The organism is Citricoccus sp. NR2 (assembly GCF_027594385.1).
In the GTDB taxonomy this organism is placed as follows: Bacteria; Actinomycetota; Actinomycetes; order Actinomycetales; family Micrococcaceae; genus CmP2.
Window position 1 is genome coordinate 1,079,301 of record NZ_CP115154.1, and the last position, 19,797, is coordinate 1,099,097.

Annotated in this window: 16 protein-coding genes and 1 pseudogene; 10 read left to right on the forward strand and 7 right to left on the reverse strand. The window is 62.9% G+C overall.

Annotated elements, in window-relative coordinates; all coding sequences use genetic code 11:
* The first annotated feature begins 49 nt into the window (after window positions 1-49).
* Window positions 50-2,695 carry a hypothetical protein gene (locus O1A05_RS05035; protein ID WP_270106966.1) on the forward strand — a complete coding sequence of 882 codons (2,646 nt, stop codon included), beginning with the start codon at window positions 50-52 and terminating at the stop codon, window positions 2,693-2,695.
* A 26-nt stretch (window positions 2,696-2,721) separates the two neighbouring features.
* Here O1A05_RS05035 and O1A05_RS05040 read toward each other — a convergent pair whose 3' ends face one another.
* The 3 genes from O1A05_RS05040 to O1A05_RS05050 are packed head-to-tail and all read right to left on the reverse strand — an operon-like array spanning window position 2,722 to window position 4,045.
* A complete protein-coding gene (locus O1A05_RS05040; RefSeq protein ID WP_270106967.1) occupies window positions 2,722-3,300 on the reverse strand; it encodes a GNAT family N-acetyltransferase in 579 nt (192 codons plus the stop codon).
* A 2-nt stretch (window positions 3,301-3,302) separates the two neighbouring features.
* Window positions 3,303-3,731 (reverse strand): HepT-like ribonuclease domain-containing protein, encoded by a 429-nt coding sequence (locus O1A05_RS05045; protein ID WP_270106968.1) that lies wholly within the window; start codon window positions 3,729-3,731, stop codon window positions 3,303-3,305.
* Entirely contained in the window at window positions 3,728-4,045 is a 318-nt protein-coding gene (locus tag O1A05_RS05050) for a nucleotidyltransferase family protein (RefSeq protein WP_270106969.1), read from the reverse strand. Before O1A05_RS05050 ends, O1A05_RS05045 begins: the two co-directional genes overlap by 4 nt.
* A gap of 132 nt (window positions 4,046-4,177) precedes the next feature.
* Between O1A05_RS05050 and O1A05_RS05055 the strand changes: the two genes are divergently transcribed.
* Window positions 4,178-5,443: a DDE-type integrase/transposase/recombinase gene (locus O1A05_RS05055; RefSeq protein ID WP_270106121.1), complete on the forward strand. Its 1,266-nt coding sequence runs from the start codon at window positions 4,178-4,180 to the stop codon at window positions 5,441-5,443.
* Window positions 5,444-5,481: 38 nt separating this feature from the next.
* Here the strand turns inward: O1A05_RS05055 and O1A05_RS05060 are convergent, their stop codons facing one another.
* Entirely contained in the window at window positions 5,482-6,705 is a 1,224-nt protein-coding gene (locus O1A05_RS05060; protein ID WP_270106970.1) for a methyltransferase domain-containing protein, read from the reverse strand.
* 167 nt (window positions 6,706-6,872) lie between these two features.
* On the opposite strand from O1A05_RS05060, the gene O1A05_RS05065 reads away from it, so the two are divergent.
* Window positions 6,873-7,712, forward strand: a complete 840-nt coding sequence (locus O1A05_RS05065; protein WP_270106971.1) for an aldo/keto reductase — start codon at window positions 6,873-6,875, stop codon at window positions 7,710-7,712.
* Window positions 7,713-7,917: 205 nt separating this feature from the next.
* Complete coding sequence (locus O1A05_RS05070) at window positions 7,918-8,388, forward strand: ATP-binding protein (protein ID WP_270107507.1); 471 nt, start codon at window positions 7,918-7,920, stop codon at window positions 8,386-8,388.
* A 576-nt stretch (window positions 8,389-8,964) separates the two neighbouring features.
* On the opposite strand, the gene O1A05_RS05075 is transcribed toward O1A05_RS05070, so the two are convergent.
* Window positions 8,965-10,112 (reverse strand): IS3 family transposase gene (locus tag O1A05_RS05075; RefSeq protein ID WP_270107484.1). Its coding sequence is split into 2 segments (ribosomal slippage): window positions 8,965-9,842 and window positions 9,842-10,112, totalling 1,149 coding nucleotides; the frame shifts between segments, so codons are not numbered across the junction.
* A 275-nt stretch (window positions 10,113-10,387) separates the two neighbouring features.
* Between O1A05_RS05075 and O1A05_RS05080 the strand changes: the two genes are divergently transcribed.
* From O1A05_RS05080 to O1A05_RS05090, 3 genes are read left to right on the forward strand one after another with little or no spacing between them, the layout of a single operon-like run.
* The gene (locus O1A05_RS05080) at window positions 10,388-12,091 is read left to right on the forward strand and encodes a carbon starvation CstA family protein (RefSeq protein ID WP_270106972.1); all 1,704 of its coding nucleotides are present in this window, start codon (window positions 10,388-10,390) and stop codon (window positions 12,089-12,091) included.
* A gap of 17 nt (window positions 12,092-12,108) precedes the next feature.
* Window positions 12,109-12,354: a cory-CC-star protein gene (locus tag O1A05_RS05085; RefSeq protein WP_270106973.1), complete on the forward strand. Its 246-nt coding sequence runs from the start codon at window positions 12,109-12,111 to the stop codon at window positions 12,352-12,354.
* Window positions 12,355-12,388: 34 nt separating this feature from the next.
* Complete coding sequence (locus O1A05_RS05090; protein WP_270106974.1) at window positions 12,389-13,384, forward strand: ArsA family ATPase; 996 nt, start codon at window positions 12,389-12,391, stop codon at window positions 13,382-13,384.
* A 13-nt stretch (window positions 13,385-13,397) separates the two neighbouring features.
* Here O1A05_RS05090 and O1A05_RS05095 read toward each other — a convergent pair whose 3' ends face one another.
* Complete coding sequence (locus tag O1A05_RS05095) at window positions 13,398-14,009, reverse strand: HEAT repeat domain-containing protein (protein ID WP_270106975.1); 612 nt, start codon at window positions 14,007-14,009, stop codon at window positions 13,398-13,400.
* 46 nt (window positions 14,010-14,055) lie between these two features.
* Between O1A05_RS05095 and O1A05_RS05100 the strand changes: the two genes are divergently transcribed.
* From O1A05_RS05100 to O1A05_RS05110, 3 genes are all read left to right on the forward strand, one after another.
* Entirely contained in the window at window positions 14,056-15,009 is a 954-nt protein-coding gene (locus O1A05_RS05100; protein ID WP_270106976.1) for an acyl-CoA thioesterase, read from the forward strand.
* 781 nt (window positions 15,010-15,790) lie between these two features.
* Window positions 15,791-17,566 carry an ABC transporter ATP-binding protein gene (locus O1A05_RS05105; protein WP_270106977.1) on the forward strand — a complete coding sequence of 592 codons (1,776 nt, stop codon included), beginning with the start codon at window positions 15,791-15,793 and terminating at the stop codon, window positions 17,564-17,566.
* Window positions 17,563-19,722 carry an ABC transporter ATP-binding protein gene (locus O1A05_RS05110; protein WP_270106978.1) on the forward strand — a complete coding sequence of 720 codons (2,160 nt, stop codon included), beginning with the start codon at window positions 17,563-17,565 and terminating at the stop codon, window positions 19,720-19,722. The genes O1A05_RS05105 and O1A05_RS05110 overlap by 4 nt, the downstream gene beginning before the upstream one ends.
* Here O1A05_RS05110 and O1A05_RS05115 read toward each other — a convergent pair.
* Window positions 19,691-19,771, reverse strand: a pseudogene (locus tag O1A05_RS05115) (50S ribosomal protein L36); the annotation flags it as partial. The gene O1A05_RS05110 and the pseudogene O1A05_RS05115 sit on opposite strands and share 32 nt — an antisense overlap.
* Window positions 19,772-19,797: the final 26 nt, after the last annotated feature.

Here is a 19,797-nt window from a genome sequence, read left to right on the forward strand (position 1 = left end):
CTTGAGGGAACGAGCCCGCGTTCTACTCATCCTTTTACTCGGTGCGGTAATGCTGCTTCTGCCTTTGATTGAGCGGCAGGCGGCGACTGGATCAGTCGCCGCGCTCGGTGAGCAATGGCGAGGTGGATACGACATCCTGGTCCTGGGCCAGGAGGAGCAGTCTTCGACTGAAGTCGCTCTGACAGACGCTGAAGGCCGAACGCTGGTTGACCCCAATTTTGCCAATGTGACCGCCGCATCGATAGACCAGGACATCGTCGCCGCCATTCAAGAGCACCCCGATGTCGATATTGCCGCACCCATCGGATTCGTGGGGCGTTTCGGCAATACGATGGAATGGCCCATCCTGTCGGTTCCACTTCATTTGTTTGACGATGATCCTGAACGGACCTTTGCACTGGACTGGCGTGTCACAGCGGACGATGGGCTGGGGTCCCGTGACGTACAGCGTGAGAGCCCCGTGCTCACCATCGATACCACTGACTACGACGGTGATGTCGGAAACGCTGCCGATGTTGGGATCAGAATCGGCGGGGACATCGCCGTCGATGCGAGTGTCCTGGACGAAACGATTCTGCTCTCCTTATGGCCGTTGCCAGTGACAGCGTCCACGCTGTTTGCGGTCGACCCCGCCGCCGAACGGGCCCTCCTGGGAGAACAGGGGGATTTCCTTGCCCCACTTGAGGAATTTGACGCGCTGTTGGCCGAATACACCCAAGACCTTCGGCTCTCTGCCCGGCAGGTTCGCGACGCCGGGGCCGATTCTGACCTCGGTCGGGCCATCGAAGCTCTTGCCGGTCCGGCAGACCAGCAAGCGGCTCTCAACGGTGGATACGGACCGGACAGCCCCTTGACCGCATTCATCCGCAATCCCGATTCGTATCCTCCCCTTGAGATGCACGTCAATATTGAAGAACTCGTCCAACCTGAGGGACGTCGTGAGCCGATTGGCGAGACGCGTGTCGACATCACCGCGGAGCGTCGGCCTTTTTCATCTGGTTCCCTCCAAATTCCGTGGCCCGGAGAATCTGTTGGCCCCAAAACGTACTTCGTGACTCAGCCGGCGACGACCACAGTGAGTCCGCTTGTCGTCGATGAGGTCGACACGGAACGGTCTGGTTCCGCACCAGATCCCCGTCTGATCAGTATTGCCGCCCAGCCACAAGGTTTCGTACGGCCCATTCCACAGTTAGGCGCGGAATTAGACGGCCGAGAGATCGGTCAGGAACAAACCTACCGCGAGGCGGAGCCCGTCCCCGGACTGCAGTTGGGAACAGCAAATAGCATGGGTGCAGCCCCAGTCGAAGTAGGTACCTATCAGGCTGGTTTGGTTGACGTCGACGAGGACCATGCGGCCTATGTACCTTTCGGTGCCTACGACCCTAGCGCCGTGCAATTGCAATCTGGGGACGAAGGGTCGATCTTGGAGCCCACCTCTCACGGGCTGGGGCTTGCGGCACAAGCTTCTTCGGCACTCACCAGCCTGGAAGGTGCCCGGATCTTCGGCGATACAGAGCCAGTGACCGCGGTGCGCATCGTAGTGTCAGACGTACCGGAGTACGGTCCGGACGCTGTGGCGCGTCTGAACCATGTTGCTGAAGATTTCCGATCTTTGGGCGTACAAGCCCACATCGTTGCTGGATCGTCGTTACAGTCGGTGCAGATCCATGTGCCTGACTATGCATTTGGCGCTGAGCCGGGCGCCGACACTCAGACGGTGGGCGACCTCGGTTGGGTGACCACCGACTTCACGACGATCGGGGCCGCTACGAGCGCGGAGGCCCTGATATTGGAGACTGGACCCGTTCTCGGCGTCACCGTTCTAGTCCTACTGGTGCTCACACTGGCGGCGATGTTTGGACTGGGCGTATCTGCGCGTCGTGCGTCCTCCGAAACATTGAGGATCGTCGGCTGGTCCACTGCAGAACAGCGCCGCTGGTTCTACGCTTCCGATGTATGGGGCGTGTTTATCGTGGCCGCGTGCGGTGGGCTGGGATTGATTTGGGCGGTTGATCTGGGAGGTCAACTTGCCCGGTTGGGACTCGTCGCAATGACACTGACCTTGGTGATTGCAGGCACGGTTGCGTTATCTGTATCCCGAGCCCCATCTACTGTCCGCTGGAGACGCCGTCATCCAATGCCGCGAAAGACCGCTAGCTTGACGTCGAAGGCAACTCGATCGCGTACGGTCGCAGCACGGTTCATTCTTCGAGACGCGGCGGCGATTTCGCTGCAGGTCTCCGGCGCTGTGGTTCTGAGCAGCGGCGCCGCATTGATGTGCGCCGTATTGATCGAAATGCAATCGAGTCTCGGTGTGACGCGTTTGGGATCTATTGCCGGTTCCGCTGCCATGATCCCTTACAGCGGTATCGTGGTGTGTGGCCTGTTAGCGGGCCTGGTGTTGATGTGGGTGGGCGTCTCCTTGCAGCGCGGCCGCATTGGAGCCCGTGTATCGCAGCTGAGAACGACAGGCCGCTGGGCTCCCGCAACAGCGCAAAGCGCTGCCTTGGCACCTAGCCTGACAGCCGGACTCTTGGGATCTGTCCTGAGCAGTGCTGTGGTCCTGCTCATGGTTGACCGGTGGACTAGTGAAACAATACCGATGCTCGTCGGCCTCGCCACTGCAGGAGTCTCGGGCCTCCTCATGATCGCTTCGGCCATGAGCATGATGCGGTCAAGGAACGTGATGAATTAGTCTCGTCGGCACCGGTTAGGTCACTGCTACTGGTGAACCTGCCGTTGCGCGGTACCCGGGCTCAGTCTCCGAAGGCCTCCGGGTACCGAATCTCGCCGCGCGGCGTGGGCCGCGATGGGTGCAACGCCAGCGCCATGAACGCCTCGTCGGGCACCTCGAAGGGGGCGGTTACCCCGAGGCCAGACGCCGGGGGCGAACCCGAAACGGGGGTAGTAGTCGGCGTGACCGAGCACCACCACCAGGTTTTCGCCCCGGTCGCGGGCGGCGTCCAGGACGGCGCGAATGGCTGCGGCTCCGGCGCCGCGACGTTGGTGTGCCGGATCGACGGCGCAGGGTGCCAGCGCCAGAGCAGGCTGTCCGCCCACCGTGCATCGGGTGAGCAGGGCGTGGCCGACCGGCGTGCCGTCATCGGCGAGGCTCAGCATCGACAAGCCCTCGATCCACGCGTCCGGATCAGCACGTAGCGCATCCACCAGGTTGGCTTCATCCGGGGTCGGAAAAGCGGCAATGTTGATAGCCCGCACCGCGTCGTGGTCCTGCACCTCGCCCGGACGCTCGGCCCGGGTGCTCCATTGAGTCGAGTGCCTTGATGGTTGTGAATCCAACGTTAGATTTCCCCGAGGTGATCGTGTGTCCATGTGCTCTGGTCTTTGATCTCGGCTTGAGCGGTCGCGACGAATTTTCGCGCCTTCTTGATGTCGTCTTCCATTCGCTCGAGAACCAACGGCAGGTCGTGTTGGATCGTGTCTTCCACGATCCTGAGATCGACGCTCAAGTAGTTGTGAGCGAGCCGATTTCTCATTCCTCGTAAGAACCGCAGCGGTTCGAGCCCGAAATACTTCTCTTGTATTTGCTCAGGTAAGGCCGACGTCGCTTGGAAGATTCGTTCCATGATGCGCTCAGCCGCGAGCTCGATGATGACGGACTCTTCGGCAGCGATGTCGTCGGTGCGGTCGGCCATGCGGCTGATGAGGGCCTGAGACTTACGTAGTTCGTACTCAAGGGCGAGGACGAGTTCTGCTGTCTTCGGATTCACAGCGGCACCGTATCGCGCAGGATGGTCGTGCCGATTCCCGTCTCTTTGGCACGCTGATACACGGTCTGAGCATCAACAACATCGACGGGGACGCCTGCGGCGGCGCTGAGCTGCTCGGATAACCGGATCAAGTCCTTGTCCGCTCCCGGAGCGAAATCGACCACGAGATCGATGTCAGAGTCGGCAGTGTCCTCGCCTCGTGCCGCTGAACCGAATACTCCGGCGCGCGTGACATGGAAGCGTCTGAGCACCTCTATCAGAGCGCTGCGACGCTCGCGAAGCACCGAGCGCGGTAGTGCGCTGGTCATACCCATGGCATTAGTTTACGCCGGAAGCGCGGGCGTGGAGGAGAGCGCGTTGACTCATGCTAAATGCCCGCGTAGGCCGAGTCGTTGACTCATCTCAAAATGCCCGCGTAGCGGCAAGCTACAAGCATGGAGTTGACGATGACCCAGCGCAAGGCAATCACAGCAGCTCAAGCCAAAGCCTGGCCCAAAGCAACTAAGACCGAAAAAGCAGCGATCCTTGACGCGGTCGTCCACGTCACTGGCTGGCACCGCGACCACGCCCGGAAAATGCTACGCCGCGCCGCCACCGGCGAAACCCCAGGCCCCCGTAAAACACGAGAGCCCGTGCGTCGCTATAGCCAAGAAACCACCGAAGCACTCGTACGCTGCTGGGCCCTGCTCGATGGAATCACGGCTAAACGCCTCACCGCAGCCCTGCCACGGTTACTCACCGCGTTGGAACGCTTAGATCGTCTCGAGATGAGCCCCGAGACACAACAGCAACTCCTGTCCATGTCCCCGGCCACCATGGACCGACACCTGAAGCCCTACCGACAGGGACTCATTGCCACCCGCGGTATCGCTCACACGAAACCCGGCAGCTTATTGAAGTCCTCGATCCCGATGAAAACCTGGGCCGAGTGGGACGACACCACCGCCGGATTCATCGAGATCGATCTCGTCGGCCACGAAGGCGGTGATAACAACGGATGTTTCTACTACAGCCTCAACGCCACCGACGTCGCCACCGGATGGACCGAAACCTGCACAGTGCGCTCCAAAGGCGAACGCATCGTTGCCACCGGCCTCGACAACCTCATCAACCGATTCCCCTTTCTGATCATGGGCATCCACTCCGATAACGGTTCCGAGTTCATCAACCATCACCTGGCCAAATACTGCAGACTCCGGCAACTGACCTTCACCCGTGGCCGGCCTTCTCATTCCAACGACCAAGGCCACGTAGAACAGAAAAACTGGTCTATCGTGCGCCGAGCGGTGGGCTACTGGCGCTACGACACCGCCCGAGAGCTCGATCTCCTCAACCAGCTCTGGCCCGCTCAAAATGACCGAAACAACCTGTTAATGCCCAGCCAGAAACTCATCTCCAAGACACGTCACGGTGCGAAAGTCACCAAACGCTACGACACCGCGACGACCCCAGCCGACAGGCTCTTACGTGATCACGCCGAGGTCTTAGACACCAAAGAACGCGACGCCCTGCAACACCGCCTCGATACCGTCAATCCCATCGAGCTCGGCGATCACATCGAGCTCATCCAAGCCAACCTCTTCGAACTAGCTAAACGCCGCGCACCGGTACAACAACGAGCTAAACGCAACCGTGTTTACGTCTCCGGGACCAAGCTCGACAAGCGGGCATCTTTGGATGAGTCAACGACTCGAACCACGCGGGCATCTTGACATGAGTCAACGAGGAGAGAACGAGGAAGGAACCGGGGTCAGCGGCGGCTGAGCAACATCAGCACTTCGTAGTGGTCGGTCTGCGGGAACATATCGAGCAGCCGGGCGTGTACGGGGGCGAAACCGGACAGGTGCTCCAGATCGGCCGCCAGGGTCTTCGCATTGCACGAGGAATACAGCACATGCCGGATCTCCTCGGTACTGTTCAGCCAGCGCGCTAAGTCTGCCCCGATGCCGCGCCGCGGCGGATTCACCACCACGAGATCCGGCACATCGTCGGGATGATCCTGCGCCAGCGCGGTCGCATCCCCGGCCACGAAGCGCACCGTGTCCGCGCAGTCGAGATCGGCTGATGTCCGCTGGGCGGCTCGGATCGCCTCGGTCGACACCTCCACGCCCCACACACGACGCCGCTGACCCTTCGCGGGCCCGCTCTGTGCCTGGGCGAGGGAGAAGCCGAATCCACCCACCCCGCAATACAGATCCCACACCGAGCGTGGCTGGTCCTGCGGCGGCAGCGCATCCACCCAGGCGGTGGCCTGGGCGTAGAGCTCCGCGGCAATCACCGTGTTGGTCTGGAAGAACCCCTGCGGGCGCAGGTTCAGCGGCACCCCATTGAGCAGCATCCGCAGCGTCTCGTCCCCGGCCAGGGGGATCTCCTCCTCGCCCTCCAGCAGCGCCTGGTGCACGGGCAACAGGTTGGCGGTGACGACGGCGGCGGGGGTCTGTAGCTGAGCCAACCGGTCTCGCAGGGCCGGCACCACCGTGCGCAGGGCAGGGAGCTGGTCGGTGGAGCGCAGCACGAACCGGATCATCAGCTGTTGCTGGGGCGAGATCGTCACGATCACGTGCTTGAGCTCCCCGGTGCGCTTCCCCACGTTGTACGGAACCAGTCCAGCCTCGGAGATGGCCTCCGCGATAGGACCAAACGCCGCTTCCAACCCGGGTTCGTAGAGCGGGCAGTCGGTGAGGTCGACGCCGGAGCCATCATGATGCTTGGGGTGCTGGTGCTGATCCAGAATGCCCAGCTTCGGCTGCTCCGCGGTGCCGGTGACCACCATTTTCGCCTTGTTCCGGAACCGTGCCTCGGGGGAGAGTGCCGGATCCACCCACAATTGATCGGGGTCGACGTCGATGGCGCGGACGCGCGGGTCCAGCAGCTCGCGCACCGCATGCTGTTTGGCCGCCACCTGGTGCCGGTAGCCCACGCCGATGTGCGGGCAGGATCGACACGCACCCGAGGTGAAATGGTGGCAGCGCATGTCCTCATTCTAGGTCCGCGCCGCACCCCGGATCGGCCCACGGCGAACACAACGGACGCGGGGGTTCGCAGACGGTGCGGGTGCGGAGTACTGTCATTTCTGGACCAGCACCACCGTGTTGCCACTCGCGCAACGACGTCGACCCGACCGCTTCGGAGGCACCTCTCATGACGACCATCCCCACCGTTCCCACCGTCAAACTCAACGACGGCCACTCCATCCCGCAGCTCGGTTTCGGCGTCTTCCAGGTGCCGCCGGCAGAAACGCAGAAAGCGGTCGAGCAGGCGCTGGAGGCCGGCTACCGCCACCTCGACACCGCCGCCGCCTATCGCAATGAAGAAGGCGTCGGCCGCGCCATTGCCGCCTCCGGCATCGCTCGCGACGAGCTGTACATCACCACCAAGCTGCGCAACGGCGAGCAGAATATCGCCCGCGAGGCGTTCGAGAATTCGCTGCAGGCCCTTGGTTTGGACCACGTCGACCTGTACCTCATCCACTGGCCGGCCCCGGCGCAGGATCTGTATCTGCAGGCCTGGGAGCAGCTCGTCACCGCACGCCAAGACGGCCTGGCGACCTCCATCGGCGTCTCGAACTTCCTGCCCGAGCACCTGGAGCGCCTGCTGGGCGCCTCCGACGTGGTGCCGGCGGTGAACCAAATCGAGGTGCACCCCACCTTCCAGCAGACCTCAACCCAGGCGGCCACTCGGGCAGCGGGCATCGCCGTAGAGGCGTACTCGCCCATCGGCCAGGGCAAGGATCTGACGAACGGCGTCGTCACCAGTATCGCCGCCGCGCACGACGCCACCCCGGCCCAGGTCGTGTTGGCTTGGCATCTGGCGCAGGGCACCATCGTGATCCCGAAGTCCACACACCGTGAGCGCATGGAGGAAAACCTCAATGCCGTGAACGTGACGCTGAGCGAGGATGAGATCACCCAGATTTCCGGGCTGGACACCGACGAGCGCGTCGGCGCCGACCCCGCCACCTCCAACTTCACCATGCTCTAAACCGCAGCCTGCCGGAAGCGGTTTATAGGAGTTTATAGGGATGTATGGGCCCGTATAGGCGAGTATAGGATTTTTCCTATACTCGCCTATAAAGTGTCATAATCGTCCCCTGGAACCAGCGCTGAATCCTTATAGTCCAGGGTCGGGGGTGGCGCCACCGCACTTGGGTGGCCGTCAACCTGAGATTGACGCTTTCGATTTACTGGTGGCGCGCACGGAGCTTTCAAGGCGCAGTCGCCCCATCGTCCTCAGTGGCTTGAGAGGTGTGGGTAAGACGGTTCTGCTCAATCGCTTCCTTGGCTTGGCGGAGTCTCATGATTGGCTAACGATCAAGCTTGAAGGACGACCGGGGGAAGCGGGCGCCCAAGACATACGTAAGACCTTGGCCCGGGAACTCCAGATAGCATCACGGAAGTATGCGTCTCAGGGGGCTGGTGACTCAGTTCGGCGATCGCTGCGAACGGTTTCCTCCTTCAGCGCAACTGTCGGGGCGGCGGGCATTTCTCTAGGGGTGGAGGTTGATCCGTCTAGAGCCTGCACGGGGTTTATGGATATTGACCTCCGCGACTTGGTGGAAGATGTTGGCGGAGCTATGCGCTCGTTGCGCAAAGGGTTTGCTCTATTCATCGACGAAATGCAGGATCTCGATGATGAACTATTAAGGATGAACTATTAAGTGCGCTCGTTACGGTTCAGCACCATGCTATTCAGAAGGAGTTGCCGTTTTTTGTGATCGGTGCTGGCCTTCCAAATTTGCCCGCGAGACTCGCTGAAGTGCGTAGTTATGCGGAACGACTTTTCGACTACCGGTCCATTGGCAAACTTGGCGTGCAAGATGCGGAGGGCGCTTTCACCATTCCGGCGCAGCGCATGGGGCAGACTTTCTCCGAATCGGCGCTGCACATGATGGTCGAAGCGTCGGGGCGCTACCCCTACTTCATCCAGGAGTTTGGCAATGCGATCTGGGAGATCGCCATGGAGTCGCCATTTTCTGAGGGGGATGCCGAAGCTGCTGCCATTGCTGCTCGGGAACGACTGGACTCGGGCTTCTTCCCGTCTCGATGGGATCGTGCCACGCGCCGGGAAAGGGAATACATGACCGCGATGGCTGAGGATGGCGAGAATTCTTCGACTACTCGTTCCATCGCGGATCGATTGGGGGCTAAATCCACTGCTCTTGGACCAATTCGAGCTCAACTCATGGACAAGGGCTTGGTCTACTCGCCGGAGCACGGTTGGGCCGCCCCCGTAGTTAGGTCCGCTCAGTATGCGAGTCGGTTTCTTCGAACGTGTGGGTGCAGGATCGAGCGTACTCGACCGGGGCCAGGTACCCCAGCGAGGAATGTCGGCGCTCGTGGTTGTACTCGTGCTTCCAGTCGCTGATCACGACCCGTGCATGGAGCAGCGAGTAGAAGCTGTTGATGTTCAGACACTCGTCGCGGAGCCTCGAGTTGAACGACTCAACGTATCCGTTTCGCCAGGGCTGACCGGGCGGGATGTACGACAACCCGGTTCTCGTGCCAGCCCAGTCTGCAACGGCATCCGAGATGAACTCCGGCCCGTTGTCACTTCGCAGCATCATCGGTGCCCCATGCTCAGCGACGAGTTCCTCGAGATGCTCGATGAATCGCTCTGCGGTGATCGACCGCTCCACAAGACCACCCAAACACACGCGGGTGTGCTCATCCACGATGGAGCAGATCTTGATCGCTTTGCCGCGCTCATCGACATCAAATTGGAAATCAACCGCCCACACCACGCCCGGCGCAGCCGCCTTGGGGGCGTCAGCAGTTGATGACCCCACCCGCTTCCGCCGACGTTTCTGCGGCACCCGGAGCCCTTCTTCACGCCACAAGCGTTGTACCTTCTTGTGGTTCACATTCCAGCCCTCAGCACGCGCGTCATGGTACGCACGTCGGTACCCCCAACGTGGGTGGTTCTTCGCAAACTTCCGGAGCCAGTCGCGCAGCGCCTGGTCAGGGTCTGCCGGGGTGTCGCCTCGGAGCGGCCGCCGCCATGCGGAGCGGGAAAGCCCGGCCAGGCGGCACGCCATGCGCTCACTGATCTGCAAGGTGCGAATCAGGTGCGTGATAGCGGCGCGACGCCTACCCGGGCCTAGAAGTTTCCCTCAGCCAACTCCTTCAAAGCAGCCTTCTCGAGCTCTGCTTCGGCAAGCAACCGCTTCAGGGTCGCGTTCTGCTTCTCGAGCTCCTTGAGCCGTTTCGCGTCGTCGGCTTTCATGCCGCCGTACTGGTTTCGCCACCGATAATAGGTCTGCTCGGTAACCCCGAGCTCGCGGCAGGCATCGGCGATCGTATTGCCCTCGCCCAGGAGCCGGTCGGCTTGCCCGAGTTTCCGGACGATCTGCTCCGGGGTGTGACGCCTTCTTTGTTTGCTCATCGTGTGATCCATTCTCCCCGCGAGCGCGGGGGTCAGGACTCACATAACGAATGGACCTAGAAAACGGGGTCAGCCCACGGTCAGTTGGCGTTTACTGTCCCCGGAATGTCAGATTTCATCCGTCGCCAGCACCTGGAGCTCGATCCCAGGTCAGAGTGACCACGCTCTGCCGGGGTCCCTGGTGAATAATATGACGCGCGTTACACTGTGGTCAGTGGCGTGCGACACTCACATTTTTGCGCCACGGAACTCAACGACGAGATGAAGAGGACACCATGAGCTCACTCATCATGGCTGTGGTCGGGGTCGTCATGATCGTGACCGGCTACCTGCTGTACTCCCGGTTCCTGGCCAAGAAGATCTATCGGCTCGATCCGGATTTCGAAACACCGTCGCATCGCTACAACGACGGTGTTGACTACGTTCCTACCAACAAGCTGGTGCTCTGGGGGCATCACTTCACCTCGGTGGCCGGTGCGGCACCCATTGTCGGCCCCGCCGTGGCGGTGATCTGGGGCTGGTTGCCCGCCTTCCTCTGGGTCACCTTGGGCACCATCTTCTTCGCCGGCATGCATGATCTTGGAGCGCTCTGGGCTTCGGCGCGCAACAAGGGCCAGTCCATTGGCACCCTGTCCGGTCGCTACATCGGCAAGCACGGTCGGAACCTGTTCCTGGTGGTCATCTTCCTGTTGCTGTTGATGGTGAATGCCGCGTTCGCCGTCGTGATCTCGAATCTGCTCGTCTCCACGCCCACCGCGGTAATCCCCACCTGGGGTGCGATCGTGGTGGCGCTACTGGTTGGTCAGGCGATCTACCGGTTCAAGTGGAACCTGGCCTGGGTGTCCATCGTCGGTGTGGTGGCACTCTACGCGCTGATCTTGCTTGGCGACCGGTATCCGATCGAGCTGCCGGAGACGATACTGGGGCTCAGCGCCAACGCCTTCTGGATCGTGGTGCTGTTCATCTACGCGGGCATCGCCTCGACGCTGCCGGTGTGGATGCTGCTTCAGCCGCGCGACTACATCAACGGCCTGCAACTCTTCATCGGCCTGGGCATCCTCTACCTCTCTATCCTGATTTCACAGCCGACCGTGGTGGCTCCGGCGTTGAATGAGAACGTGCCTGACGGCACGCCGGGGATCTTCCCGTTGTTGTTCGTCACGATCGCCTGTGGCGCGATATCCGGGTTCCACGGGATTGTCTCTTCCGGTACCAGTTCCAAACAGCTCGACAAGGAGACCGACGCACGATTCGTCGGCTACTTCGGCGCGGTGGGTGAGGGGCTGCTTGCCCTCGGCACCATCATCGCCGTCACCGCCGGTTACCAGACGTTGGCCGCCTGGGAAGAGGTGTACTCCGCATTCAACGAGGGCGGCGTGGTTGCCTTCGTTCAGGGTGGCGGCACCATCATCAACGCCGGACTCGGCATCCCGCCGTCACTGTCGGCCACGATCCTGGCCACCATGGCGGTGCTGTTCGCGGCCACCACCATGGACACCGGCGTACGTCTGCAACGCTTCGTGGTTGGCGAGATCGGCGAAATGATCGGGGTGAAGCTGAAGCCGTGGCTGGCCACGATCATCGCCCTGGTGGTCACCATGGGCCTCGCTTTTGGTGCCGGTGCGGACGGTTCGGGCGGCATGGTCATCTGGCCGCTGTTTGGTACCACCAACCAGCTGCTGGCCGCGCTCACGCTGTCGATCTTGACGGTGATTCTTCTGCAGCTACGCCGTCCGATCTGGCCGGTGTTCATCCCGCTGCTGTTCGTGCTGGTGGTCAGCGTCTACGCCTTGATCGTCCAGCTGGGAACCTTCTACCAGCAGGGCAACTGGCTGCTGCTGGTGATGGACATCGTCATCCTCATCTGCGCCCTGTGGGTGATCATCGAGGCGTTCCGGGCCATGGTCCGGGCGCGCCAGGAGCCCCCGGTGGCGGAGTTCCTGCCCGAGGACGACGAGCTGGAACCGGCCGAGAAGTAAGGGATCTTGATCCGGCGATGACGCGATTCGGTGAGCTGCTGCGGCAGTATTACGCGGGCCCGTACCGCCGCACCTTCGCCCGGGCACGCCGAGACGAGGAGGACCTGTTCATGATGATGGTGTTCTCCGAGGCGCTCGGCGTGCCCAACCCGGCCACCTATTACACCGCCGAGCTGATGCCGGCCATGTGGGAGCAGTTCCACGACTGGCACCGGCGTATGGGCATGGAACGCTCGCCGCTGGATTCGGTGTCGTGCTGCTGAGCCTGCTGCTGGTCCGACAGAAAGAGAGGCCCTGGTGCACCAGGAGTTGATCGGCGCGCGTCGTGTGGTGTTCTTCGGCGGCAAGGGCGGCGTGGGCAAGACAACCCTGGCGTCTGCCGCCGGGTGGTCGGCCGCGGAGAACGGTGCTCGGGTGTTGGTGGTCTCCACCGACCCGGCACACAACCTCGGCCACCTCTGGGACCGAGACATCGGGCAGGCTCCGCTTCTGCTGCACGAATCCGGAAGCGGGGGCAGTGTGACCGGGGTGGAGATCGACCCCGCGGCCACCGCGCGCCACCACTTCGAGGCGGTCGCCCGCACAGTGACCCCGCTGATGCCGGAGCACCTGCACGGCGAGGTGAACCGTTACTTCGCTGCCGCCGACGCCTCCCCGGGGGCGCACGAAGCGGCGCTGATGGAGCGGATGGCGCAGATCGCCACCACCCGGCGGGTATCGGAGCAGACGGAGCCGTTCGACGTCGTCATCTTCGACACCGCGCCGACGGGACATACCACTCGGCTGCTCGAGTTGCCGCAGCTGATGTCCACGTGGGTAGAGGGGATGCTGTCTCGCCGACGGCGCTCCGAACGCTATGCGGCCGCACTCAACGCGCTGCCCGGCTCCGAGGGTGATGAGGACCCGGGTGCTTCGCGCGACGGCACCATCCGACGGGTGCTGGAGCGGCGTCGTGAGCTGTTCCTGCGTTATAGCGAGCTGCTGCACGACACCGAGCAAACCGGGTTCGTGATGGTGGCCTTGGCCGAACGGATGCCGCTGCTGGAGACCATCGCACTGCATGAGCAGCTGCGCCACACCGGGGTGCCGATCGTCGGGGCCGTGGTGAATCGGCGCTCACCCGCCGACCAAGGCGATTTTTTGGCGGCGCGTGCCCGCTCCGAGGGCGAGCACCTGACCTGGGCGCGGGAACGGCTGCCGGAGGTGCCGCTGTTTCAGACCGGACTGGTGGTCGAGGACGTGCAGTCAGCGACCGGCATGGCCCGCGTGGCCGATACCTTCACCGCCGTCTGATCGTCAGACCGGCTCAGTACTGGGACGCGGGGCGGACGTCGGGTCGATCGAAGCGCTCCGCCAATCGTTCCAAAGCGCGCTCGGCGGCATCGGCCATCACAGAATCTGTGGACATCACGGCGTTGTTCAACCCGATCATGGTGCCGGAGGTGTCCACAGACCCGAGTTCGCCCAGGGTCGTTGCCGCCTCCACCCGCACCGAGGGTTCCGGGTCATCGAGCCGGGAGACGACGGTCAACTCGGCGTCGGTGATATCGCGGAGCGCGGCGACTTTCAGGCACACGGAGCGTACCTGCCAGGCCTCATCCGATAGCCCGGCGAGTACGGCAGGCGCTGCGGCGTGATGCCAGCGGTGCAGCAGCACCTGAGCCGCCCAGACCCGCGCCATCCAGGGTTCCAGGGCGGGCATTCCGCCGAGGAGCTCGATGCTCGGGTCGCCGTCGTCGTCCGGCTGCGCGGCCCCGGTGAGCAGGCGCGTGGCCCAATCGACCAACGGATTCACCCCCAGTCGCAGCGCCGCGGCTTCTACTCGCTCGGCCACTGGATCGGGCCGTGGCCCGGATGTGATGGTGGCAGACGTCGGGGTGATGTGGGCAGACTCGGGCGTCGGGGATTCCTCAGGCAACACCGTCGCAACCTCCTGGAGGGTGGGGAATGATATTTTCTTAAGTATGCCCGCGCGAACGTCGATTGCCCTGAACTTCCGGGCCGAAGCCTACGATTTTCCCGACGGCAGCGTCGACGCCGGTACCGTGATGAGCTGGCTCGACAAGGCCGGATACGCCATGGCTGCCACCTGGACCCGTACCAACGTGGTCGCTGCCTACGTCGGCAATATGCGCTTCCAACATTCCGTGCCGGTGGAGTCCACCGTGGTGGTGCAGGCTCGACTGATTCGCACCGGCAAGAAGACCGTGCACGTGCAGACGCGGCTGCTGCTGCCCGAGCAGCTCGATGAGGACGGCCAGCCCACCGTCGCCACCCAGTGCGTGCTCATCTACACCGCGGTGAACGATGCCGGTGACCCTGTCCCGGTGCCCCCCTGGGAGCCCACGACCGAAGGCGGGTTGGCCCGTCGTGCTCTCGCGGAGCGCCGCGGCGTCGAGCACCGCGCGGGGGAGGACGCTCTTGATACCGCCGTGTTCCCAGAACCGGAAGACACCTCAGCTGAGATTGTCACTCTCCGGTTCGTGGCCTCCACTAAGGAGGTCCCGCGCGGCGGCAAGGTCCCCGGCGGCACGGTGCTGCGCTGGATCGACACTGCGGCCGATGTCTGCGCCGCCCGGTGGGTGGGTGCCCCCGTCGTCGCGGTGTTCGCTGGCGGGGTGCGCTTTCTGCGGGAGGTCCGGTCGGGGGACTTGGTGGAGATCGAAGCACGTCTTGTGCACACCACGAAGCGGTCTGTCTACGTCGTGATCCGGGCGCGCACCGGTTCCCGCACTTCCCGCGAGATGCATTCCTTCGCTCATGGTGTGTCGGTCATGGTGTCGACCGGACCTGACGGTAAAGCACGAGAAGTGCCTGCGTGGGAGGCAACCACAGCCGAGGAAAAGGTCCTCGAGAAGATGAGCGTTGATCTCGTGGAGCTACGCAACCGCGTCGTCTATGAATGGGCGCGCAGTTGAGCGTGTGAGTCGTCGCTGACTCACTGATGCAATTGCCTCCAGGTGATGGCGAGACTGCTCGAAAAGAGTGGCAGGCCGCATCGTGCCAGGCCTTGAAGATACTTGTTCTAAGACATGGGCGGGTGCTGCATCGTCGCGAGAATCTTTTTGACTGCACTGACAACCGCATCCGGGTCCAGATCCAACTGGTCCAAGAGGAAATCGTCTGGTGTGCGCACGTCGATGTCGAAGAGCGTAGATGACGCGACAGGAAAGTCCTTCGTATTGAACGTGACAATGAGTTCTGCACCAGAGCGAACTGCGGCGGTGCGCCGAGTTTGTTGACCAGGCTTCGCTCTGTTTCCTCGAGGATCTCTGCAGACCATAGTGGTGGGAATTGTTGGGCCGCTCCTCGTCGCAACAAGAGGTCCAGGGTTGGCATGGGGACGAGGACAGAGGCATCCAGGAGAAGTGGGAAGGCTATCGCTACCGCGTTTCATGATCGTCGGGCATGGCGAAGTACTCGTCATTCTGAGCGGCCTCTCGTGTCTGGCGGGTCAGAAATTCGTCGCGGCTAGCGGCGATTCGCGCTTTATAGGCAGTGAGGTCGGCCGGGGGGACACGGCCAGAAATTGCGCGAGCTGAGCGATCTCCTCATCGTTGATCGAGGTGGGCATGATCGTATCGCGTGCATGGATCAGCAGTCAGCCAGGCAGGCCTCATAGGCGTCTGGTTCCCAGAGGGAGTAGATTGGACCACGCTCCCATCGGAGCTTTCTCCCCAGCCACGGAAGTGATCCTCCATGCTCTGGACTTTGTTGACCCGTTATTCGCGCCCCTATCTGGGTTCGATCATCGCTGTCGTGCTCTTGCAGTTCGTCGCCACGATGACGACCCTCTACCTTCCCAGTTTGAACGCCCGCATCATCGATGAGGGCGTGGCAGTGGGTGACACCGACTTTATCTGGCGCACCGGCGGCATCATGCTCGTCGTGGCCCTGATGCAGTTGGTCTCGGCCATCACCGCGGTCTGGTTCGCCGCCCGCGCTGCCATGGGGCTCGGCCGCGACCTGCGCCAGGCGGTCTACCGCCGCGTGGACGGGTTCGGAACCGCTGAGGTCAACCGTTTCGGTGCGGCCACCCTGATCACCCGCGGTACCAACGATGTCCAGCAGGTTCAGATGGTGATGCTGATGGCGCTGAACTTCATGGTGATGGTGCCGATCATGTCCATCGGCGGCATCGTGATGGCGGTGCGCGAAGACCCCGGCCTGTCCTGGCTGGTGTGGGTGTCCGTGCCCGTGCTGCTCATTTTCGTGGCGATCCTGGTGGCCATGCTGCTGCCGATGTTCCAGCGCATGCAGAACAACATTGACGCGGTCAACGGCGTGCTGCGCGAGCAGATCATGGGCATCCGTGTGGTGCGGGCTTTTGTCCGTGAGGCTCACGAAACCCAGCGTTTTACCGATGCCAACGCCGTGCTCACCGACACCTCGGTGCGCATCGGCCGGATCTTCGTGCTGATGGGTCCGCTGATTATGATCATCCTGCACGGGGCCACGGCCGCCGTACTGTGGTTCGGTGGTCACCGGGTGTCCGACGGGCTGGTTGAGGTCGGCGCGCTGACCGCCTTTATGCAGTACCTGCTGCAGATCCTGGTGGCAGTGATGATGGGCACCTTCATGTTCATGATGCTGCCGCGCGCCGTGGTCTGTGCCCGCCGTATCGGCGAAGTCCTCAAGACCCAGCCATCCATGTCCGAGCCCAGCAATCCGCGCACCCCGCAGGTTCCCGCCGGAGCGCAGCGGCCCGCCGGCACCGTCGAGTTCCGCGACGTCTCCTTCGCCTTCCCTGGTGCCGACGCCGCCGTGCTCGAAAACATCAGCTTCACCGCACCAGCGGGCACGACCACGGCGATTATTGGGTCCACAGGTGCTGGCAAAACCAGCCTGCTCGGTCTCATTCCCCGGCTCCACGACGTCACCGCAGGCGAGGTGCTCATCGACGGGGTGCCCGTCACTGAACTGCCCCGCACCGAGATCACCGCCGCGCTGGGCTACGTGCCCCAGAAGCCGTACCTGTTCTCCGGCACCGTCGCCGACAACCTGCGCTTCGGCGCCCCCGACGCCGACGAAGCCCAGCTCTGGTCAGCTCTCACGACCGCCCAAGCCGCAGATTTCGTGCGAGAGCGCACCACCGGTGACGGCCACTCCGCCCGCCACGGACTCGACTCCGGCATCTCCCAGGGTGGCACCAATGTCTCCGGTGGCCAGCGTCAGCGCCTCTGCATTGCCCGTGCCCTGGTGGGTCAGCCGCGCATCTACCTCTTCGATGACTCGTTCTCCGCGCTCGACGTCACCACCGATGCACAACTGCGCGCCGCCCTGGGCGACTACACCGATGGCGCCACCGTGATCATGGTGGCCCAGCGTGTCTCCACCATTACCGACGCCGATCAGATCCTGGTGCTCGATGCCGGACGCATCGTCGGCCGCGGCACCCACGACGAGCTGCTGGAGACCTCCGAGGTCTACCGCGAGATCGTCGACTCACAGATCACCGCAGAGGAGCTGGCATGAGCGCCGAGAAGAAGACCCCGGACCCCGTCGAACTCTCCGAGGACGAGATCCTGCAGATGCAGGACTCCATCTCCAACGACTGGGGCGAGGGGGCCGCACCGCGCAAGGCGAAGGCCTTCTGGCCCACCGCTAAGCGACTGATGGGGGAGTTCCGCACCGAGAAGATCGGGCTGAGCCTCACCGTCGCCTTCGTGTTGATCGCCGTCGTGTTCAGCGTGTGGGCGCCGAAGATCCTCGGCGACGCCATGAACGTGATCTTCGGTGGCGCCATCGCCGCGGACATGCCCGTCGACGTGAGCCGCGAGCAGGTGATCGAGGGGCTACGCGCCCAGAATGAGCATCAATTCGCCGACATGCTTTCCGGCATGGATTTCGTGCCGGGACAGGGCATCGACTTCACGCTGCTGGCCCGGCTCATCGCCGTGGTGCTGGCCATGTACTTCGTCGCCCAGATCTTCATGTATCTGCAGGGGCTGCTCATCAATAAGATCGTGATGCGCATCGTCTACCGCATGCGCGAGCAGATCGAAGCCAAGGTCAACCGACTGCCGTTGAGCTATTTCGACACCCGCCAGCGCGGCGACCTGCTTTCCCGCACCACCAACGACGTCGACAACGTACAGACCGCTTTCCAACAGGCGTTCACCGGGTTCATCTACGCCGCGCTCACCCTGGTGGGCATCACCGTGATGATGTTCTGGCTCTCCTGGCAGCTGGCCCTGATCGCGCTGGTCGCGCTGCCGATCTCCGGCGTCGTCGTCGGGATTATCGGCTCGAAATCGCAGAAGCTGTTCACCGCCCAGTGGCGCAACACCGGCCGACTGAACGGGCACATCGAGGAATCCTTCACCGGCCACGAGCTGGTCACCGTCTTCGGGCGCCAGGAGGACATGCGCGCCCGGTTCGATGAGCGCAACGAGGAACTCTACGAAGCTAGCTTCAAGGCGCAGTTCTACTCGAACATGATCATGCCGATCATGCAGTGGGTGACCTACCTGGGCTACGTGGGCATCGCCGTGGTGGGCGGGCTGCGCGTCGCCTCCGGGCAGATGACCCTGGGCTCGGTCACCGCGTTCATTCAGTACTCGCGCGAATTCAACCAGCCGCTGGGTGAGATCGCCGGCATGTCCAACATGGTGATCTCCGCGGTCGCCTCGGCGGAGCGGATCTACGAGCTGCTCGACGCCGACGAGGAAGAGGACCCGGCCCTCGATGAGCTCCTCGACGACGACGCACGGCGTACCGAAACGACGCAAGCATCAGGCTCGGCCGCACAGCTGCCGGACCCGGTGGCCGGCCACATCGAGTTCGACCACGTGGCGTTCTCCTATACCCGGGAGAAGCCGCTGATCACCGATCTCTCCCTGGTGGCCCAGCCCGGCCAGGTGGTTGCTATTGTCGGGCCCACCGGTGCGGGTAAAACCACGCTGGTGAACCTGATCATGCGGTTCTACGAGATTGACTCCGGCCAGATTCGTCTCGACGGTATTAATATCGGCGCCCTCGACCGCTCGGCGGTGCGCGCTCAGATCGGCATGGTGCTCCAGGACGCGGTGCTCTTTGACGGCACCATCATGGATAACATCCGTTACGGCCGCCTCGACGCGACCGACGAGGAAGTGATGGCGGCGGCCCGAGCCACCTTCGTGGATCGGTTCGTCTCTACCCTGCCCGAGGGCTACCAGACGGAGGTGTCTTCGGATTCCGAAGCGATCTCCGCAGGCGAGCGGCAGCTGATCACCATTGCCCGCGCGTTCCTCTCCGACCCTGCACTGCTCATCCTCGACGAAGCAACGTCGTCGGTGGATACCCGCACCGAGAAGCTGATCCAGGAGGCGATGGGCGCGCTGCGCTCCGAGCGCACCTCCTTCGTGATCGCCCACCGGCTTTCCACCATCCGCGACGCCGATCTCATCCTGGTGATGGAGGACGGCAGCATCGTGGAGCAGGGCAACCATGACCAGTTGCTGGAGCGCGAAGGCGCCTACTACCGGCTCTACCAGTCGCAGTTCACCGACGGCGTGGACCCCGACGAGGAGGCACTGGCCACCGGCGCCGTACCCGTGGTGACGGGCGCGACGCCGACGGTCGGTACCAGCGGATCCAATGATGCTGAAGGCGACGTCAGCCCTGACGCCCCTTCAACCGCGGGTTGAGCTTGTTGATCACGTCGGTGCGGCCCCGCCGGCGCACCACCTGCGAAGCCGAGCGACGGGAGTACTCGCGCCTCA